The sequence below is a fragment of the Flavobacterium aurantiibacter genome (assembly GCF_002251775.1).
GTDB classification, from domain to species: Bacteria; Bacteroidota; Bacteroidia; order Flavobacteriales; family Flavobacteriaceae; genus Flavobacterium; species Flavobacterium aurantiibacter.
Map to the genome: position 1 here is coordinate 1 of NZ_NOXX01000171.1, position 4,924 is coordinate 4,924.

Here is a 4,924-nt window from a genome sequence, read left to right on the forward strand (position 1 = left end):
TGTGCCAAAAGTTTTCCTCATCCATTCATTTAAAGCTTTAGCATTCAAAAAGAAATACTTGTCGCCGAACTCTGCACCGCCACCTTTAACTGTTTGTCCTGGAATGTAAGGAATCTCAATACCACTTCTTATCAAAGCAATAGATATTCGAGCGGCACAAGTATTTTGCATCTCACTTGGAGTAGTTAAGTAGAGCTGCAAAACATCGCCGCCAATTAATGGGAAAATGTTATTTGGCCCGAATATGTATGTGTTGTCAATATTTACCGGAATTCCGTCTAAAAAATCATTCCAGGTTGGTAAATTTTGCTGAGGAAAATTCAGATTCGGATTATTCCAATAGTTTTCATCGTAAAATAAATCATCACCTTCGTTTTCGGTAAAAAACCAATTCTTAAACTGCTCCCAAGTCACTTCTGGATTCTCTATCAAATAATCAATAGTCCATTTCACAAATTCCAAATTCTCCTGATTCCAAACGCTTAAAATTTCTCGTAACTGCGTTTTTATTTCTGGATTTGCTGTATTCCACCATTGAGTTTGCATACGTTTAAACTAAAATCTACACTGTTTCACTAATAAGAACTCTTTATTATAACATGGGGCCAGTACTTTGACCCCATATTACGCTTCTACTTATCTTAAGTTTATGAAGCTTTTCGTCCAATATTTGCTTATCTCATATCATTTTGGTAGAATTTTGTCAATAAATTCGTTTGCTAAAGAATCTATTTCCTTACTTTCATATTGACACAAACATATCTTGTAAACAGGTATTTTATTTGCGCCTTCGGCTCTTGTGGCAACTTCTCGTTGAAACTCACGCACCTCTTTTAAAATTTTATTTTTAGCTATGGAATCTATTTGAGAGTAATTTCCCAAAATTGGTTCAACAATCTGACTGCCGTCATTTTCATTTAGTAGAAGAATTTCATGGGTATTAAATCCATACTGGAGACACTTTTTGAAATAAGTAATTTTGAATTCATCTACATAAACTTTCCGATAATCCACTTTTTTATCAACAGATCGGCAACTAATGAAATTAACAATAGAGCAAACGTAAAGAATGATTTTATTTATTCTAGTATCCATAAATCTATATAATTGATTCCACCTTTAGGTGCAAAATAGCAGTTTTTGGGACATTGTGCATTTTCAATAATGTCGGCATGACCGGTAGCTCCAAAATAAGAAGGACCCGGATAATTTGCGATCATAATGTATATACCTTTTTTTTCAGCGAGCAAACTCGGAACATTCTTGCCATTTGTACCCGCTTCTACCGTAGTAATGTGATTGTCACCGTTAGGAATTCCAAACGTTTTTCGCATCCATTCATTTAAAGCTTTAGCATTTAAGAGCTAATCTTGATTATTTAATTCTCATTGCCAGATATTTTTTTACTCCCTTAAAATAATAGATTTTTACTTCTAAATCTGCAGGGCCTTTGATAAACGATTTGTTTTCTCCAAAATACGAATAGTTAAAAGTTTTATCGTTTATTAAAATTTGGGGAGAATGTACCGGATCTTCGGAAAAATATATACTACTCGACAGTTGCTTAACAGAAACTTTGAACTTCTTGGAAACATAATTTTTTTCTTCTGCTAAGCATCCCGTCTTACCATAAGCAAAATTGGTAATTGTAAGCGTCTCGTTATGTTGCCAGATTTCCAGTCCAAAACAAAGGACAAACACGAGACTTAAAATCATTAAATATATTTTCGTCATTATTATAAACTTTTAGATTTTCTTATCATAGTAACTCGGTACGGATTATAACCATTGCTTACAGCATAATTTGTCTGCGATTGACCTTCAATGACTCCTGTATCGCTGTTATAATACAATTTATTATTTACACTTGTTCCTTGACTTGCAGCACCAGACGCATTATCATAAAATCGAAAGTACTTTCCACCAGCATCTTGCCCCATACCTACAATAACTATAAAATGATCTGTTGTATTGTCTGTTTGCGGATTTGGGCTACCCGCATGATTATCCACGCCAACAATAACGGGTATTCCATTTGTAAGTGCATATTTAAGATACTTTACACCAGCCACAACCTGTGTTTGATTGACGCCGCTTTGTGCAGTAAAAACTTGAAATGTTTGTCCAACAGCATGATAAGAAGAAATTTTGTACCCCATTACTCTTAGTTGCTCTTTGCTGTACTCCATACATTCCCAATCCCGATGCAATCTACTCCATCCTACAAACGCGCTAACAGGAATCACCGGCGCTATATTTGGCCATGATTGATTAATATCAAAATCGGGCACTTCATTTGTGTCAATCGGTCCAGAGTTATCGTCCTCTAAATTTTCACCCTTGTTATCCGACTCGTTTTTGTTGGTCATAAACTCATAAAATGTTACTTCTGGATGCAACTGTAAATAATCAATAGTCGAACGCACAAATTCCAAATTCTCCTGATTCCAAACNTACTCCTGTGGTCGGACAATGCGCTGCAACAGCAACACTTACGATTACGGTTAGTTCGTCCGTTATTCCAGATTTTGATACTGAATTAGTTTTGTGCAGTGGTTCTGATGCACCTACTCTTTTACCAACGTCTCCTAATGGTATTAGCGGTACTTGGAATCCTTCTTCAATCAACAATCAAATTAGTGCACAGTATATTTTCACTCCGACCACTGGTCAATGCGCAACACCAATTACTTTGAATGTAGTTATTGATTCTCTCGACTTTACAGTTACGCAAGGTTGTGTTAACAGAGATTATTTAGTTGAAGTTACTAGTAATGCCAATGATTTTTCCGAGTATTCGTTTACCTGGAGATTATCTAATGGGTCAGTAGTTAGCACTGAAAATCGCATCAACGTAACACAGCTTATTTCCAATAATCCTGGAACGGTTTTTCCGTTTAACTATACACTTACGGTCACGAATTCATCTGGTTGTAGTGACGTGCAAGAAATTTTTGTTGACGGAATTTTTTGCAATATACCTAAAGGTATTTCTCCAAATAACGATAACAAAAATGATGAGTTTGATTTGACTGGGTTTGGAGTTAAAAATATTACGATTTTTAATCGATATGGCACAGAAGTTTACCAGCGCAAAAATTATACAAATCAGTGGAAGGGACAAACCAATAGCGGCGAAGAACTTCCAGACGCTACTTATTTTTACGTAATCGTGGACGATTCTGGAGAAACATTCACGGGATGGGTTTACGTAAATCGATAAAAGTTTAATTATGAAGTACGTTTTTTCCAGAAGATTTTTTTGTGCCCAATTAGCACTATTGTTAAGCGTACTTTTTTTTGAGAATGCAAATGCTCAGATATATTATCACAATTTTGGAACGAATACCATTACTAATCATCCCTATACTGCGAATCCACAAACTTTTAATTCAAATCTCACGAATTCCAGTTGGACAAATAGTATAGGTTCGTGGACAAGCGCTGCAGGGGCCACAGGAGAGGCCATTAGACTTACAACGGCGAACCCAGCCACAATCACATTAACTTTTAATGTAGCTACAAACTATCAGGTAGAGATTACCTCGTTCAACTTTTGGCGGCAACGAAGTAATCAAGGTCCGCAAAATTGGAGCATGTCAGTAAATGGAATTACAGTTGGTAGCGGAACAAATGGCACGGCTGGCTCAGAACTTGGAAATACGACTGTAGCAAATGCAGTATCGGGGTTAACAGGAACTATTACTGTTGTAATCTCTCTATCTGGATCTGCAGGAAACGGAACTTTTCGATTAGACGATTTTACGCTTAACGGAAGTGTTACACCTACTTGTAGCACTCCAGTTATAAATTCATTTTCACCTCAACTGGGACCGCAGAATACATTGGTATCAATAAGTGGAAGTGGATTTTTGGCGGGGACTGGAACTTCTGCCGTACGATTTGGAGGTGTAAACGCTGCTAATTTTACTGTAGTTTCCGACAATCTTATTCAAGCTTATGTTCCAGCTAATAGTATTTCTGGAAGTATAAGTTTAATTACAAATGGATGCGAAGGAATATCTACTTCTGCTTTTACTTCAATTTCCTCTTCTGCTTCGGCTAGCTATTCTTCCGACATTTATATCTCTGAAATCTATGATGCCCAAGTTGGAAGTGGTGGAATTATTGAAATTTATAACGGTACAGCTAATGTAGTTGATTTATCAAATTACTCAATAAGTAGGTATGCTGATATTGGCGGTGCTACTGCAGATTATACTGAGCCTTTAACAGGACTGCTTCCGCCTGGGGCAATTTTTCTCTTTGGCGTAGGAACAACTCCAATGCCGTGTAGTGGTTTAACATTTGGTCAATTTTATCCCGCGGGAGGATTTAACTCCAATGATCAATTTGAACTTTTGAAAAATGGAGTAGTTATTGATGAAGTCGAAATTTCAGATGCCGTAATTACAACTCAACCAGGCTATTCGATTCAACGTAATCCAGATGCAGTGGCTCCAAAAGCTGTTTTTGTTTCAAACGATTGGTTGCTCACAGGTACTGAAACATGTGTCGATATAGGAAATCACACAATAACCTCTACGCCTCTTCCAGTAGTTAATAGTCAGCCCAGTAGTATTGTAGTGTGTGAAAACACTAACGCATCGTTTTCATATTCACTTGCGAATACTTTGGGGTTGAATTACCAATGGAAAATGCATATTGGTAGTGGTATTTGGGTCAATGTACCAAATAATTCGCCCAATTTTACAGGGGTGCAAACAGCGACATTGTCGATAATTGGCCCTCCAATAAACTGGAGTAATTACCAGTTTTATTGTGAAGTAACTTCACCTTTAGGAACACTTATAAGTAATGCCGTGCAATTAAATATTACATCAGGTAACGTAGTACCTTCTTTTGTGCCGGTAACAAACATTTGTTCTGGCGACGTACTTGCACCTCTTCCAACCACATCAAC

5 protein-coding genes and 1 pseudogene are annotated in these 4,924 nt (G+C 36.9%); 2 read left to right on the forward strand and 4 right to left on the reverse strand.

Going from position 1 to position 4,924, the window contains the following annotated elements:
- From CHX27_RS05055 to CHX27_RS05070, 4 genes and pseudogenes are all read right to left on the reverse strand, one after another.
- Window positions 1–546, reverse strand: a 546-nt coding sequence (locus tag CHX27_RS05055; protein ID WP_207758930.1) for a T6SS effector amidase Tae4 family protein, incomplete at its 3' end; no start/stop codon positions are given.
- A 138-nt stretch (window positions 547–684) separates the two neighbouring features.
- Window positions 685–1,095, reverse strand: a complete 411-nt coding sequence (locus tag CHX27_RS05060) for a hypothetical protein (protein ID WP_094485675.1) — start codon at window positions 1,093–1,095, stop codon at window positions 685–687.
- Window positions 1,080–1,349 (reverse strand): annotated as a pseudogene (locus tag CHX27_RS05065) (hypothetical protein); the annotation flags it as partial. The gene CHX27_RS05060 and the pseudogene CHX27_RS05065, both read right to left, overlap by 16 nt.
- Window positions 1,350–1,374: 25 nt before the next feature.
- A complete protein-coding gene (locus CHX27_RS05070; RefSeq protein ID WP_133063420.1) occupies window positions 1,375–1,716 on the reverse strand; it encodes a hypothetical protein in 342 nt (113 codons plus the stop codon).
- Window positions 1,717–2,461: 745 nt separating this feature from the next.
- On the opposite strand from CHX27_RS05070, the gene CHX27_RS05080 reads away from it, so the two are divergent.
- Together CHX27_RS05080 and CHX27_RS05085 are read left to right on the forward strand one after the other, a co-directional pair.
- Entirely contained in the window at window positions 2,462–3,223 is a 762-nt protein-coding gene (locus CHX27_RS05080; RefSeq protein ID WP_165764443.1) for a gliding motility-associated C-terminal domain-containing protein, read from the forward strand.
- A gap of 10 nt (window positions 3,224–3,233) precedes the next feature.
- The coding region (locus tag CHX27_RS05085; RefSeq protein WP_207758931.1) for a lamin tail domain-containing protein at window positions 3,234–4,924 on the forward strand (1,691 nt) is incomplete at its 3' end.

Coding starts and splice junctions, on each gene's coding strand:
- CHX27_RS05060 (WP_094485675.1), bottom strand. CDS start 1,095: ATGGATACTAGAATAAATAAAATCATTCTTTACGTTTGCTCTATTGTT.
- CHX27_RS05070 (WP_133063420.1), bottom strand. CDS start 1,716: ATGATTTTAAGTCTCGTGTTTGTCCTTTGTTTTGGACTGGAAATCTGG.